Below are 1010 nucleotides of genomic sequence, written 5' to 3'. Positions count from 1 at the left end.
CACCTATACCATCCTGAGTGACCGGGTAACTGTAACCTCCTCCGGAGAGGGGTCACGTCTGCATCGTTACCGACATTCCGGGGCAGACACCGTCTGCTCCGTCAGAATTCTGAATGCCTTTAAAAGCCGTCTGCAGGATATTGCCCAGTATGCCCAGGCTGATATCAGGCGTAACCAGGAAGCAGTCACGCTTAAGCTGGTCAGTAAGGACTGGAATTTCGATGTCGTGCCCTGCTTTATTACCAGTGAAGATGCCTATGGTAAAACGTATTATCTGATCCCAGACGGGAACGGACACTGGAAATTTACCGATCCCCGAATTGACAGAGACAGAGTCAAGTCTATCAACGTTAAGAATGACGGTAATGTTCTCAATGTTATCCGGGCTGTCAAATACTGGCAGCGGCGTTCGACAATGCCGTCCATGAGCTCCTACCTGCTGGAGACGCTAATTCTGGACTATTACGCCGGCAGGACCTCCTGCTTATCGTTTGTCGATATGGAGCTGGAAGCGCTTTTCCGCCATCTTGGTCTTTTCGTACAGTTCTCCGTCAACGATCCCAAAGGCATACAGGGAGATATCAACTCTCTTTCTGACGAGGCTCGTAAGGCGATATCGGACAGATGTTATCTCGATGCGCAGAAGGCATCGGAGGCGAGACAGTTTGAAAATAATAAAGAGTATGAAAAATCCATCAATAAATGGCGCGACGTGTTTGGGCCATCCTTTCCTGTTTACGGGTGAACCATGAATGCCATTTACACGAACCAGTCGACCAGAGAAAACCTGGATTTACTGTATGCGCAGGCCCGTGTGTACGACAGGGTAAAAAACTGGAACAAGCTCAATTTTCTCTTCAGCATCATCGTGCCTCTCCTGCTTTCGCTCGTTACCGTATACAACCGAAGCCGAGAATTTGTCGATTCAGAGCTGTTGTCTTCACTGTTGGGATTGTATGGACTTCTGGTGCTTACCTTTAACATTGCCATCAGTGGACACATATCGGCAC

The 1010-nt window shown here is 48.7% G+C and carries 2 protein-coding genes; both read left to right on the top strand.

The annotated features are described in order from the left end of the window. The coding region (locus AC1DUO_RS25395; protein ID WP_477989457.1) for a nucleotidyltransferase at positions 1–745 on the top strand (745 nt) is incomplete at its 5' end. A 3-nt stretch (positions 746–748) separates the two neighbouring features. After that, the coding region (locus AC1DUO_RS25390; protein ID WP_477989455.1) for an S-4TM family putative pore-forming effector at positions 749–1010 on the top strand (262 nt) is incomplete at its 3' end.

The sequence above is a fragment of the Rahnella sp. P4_A8 genome (assembly GCF_056402435.1).
Note: the sequence above shows the minus strand (reverse complement) of the source record. Positions and strands in the feature narration are given on the sequence as shown.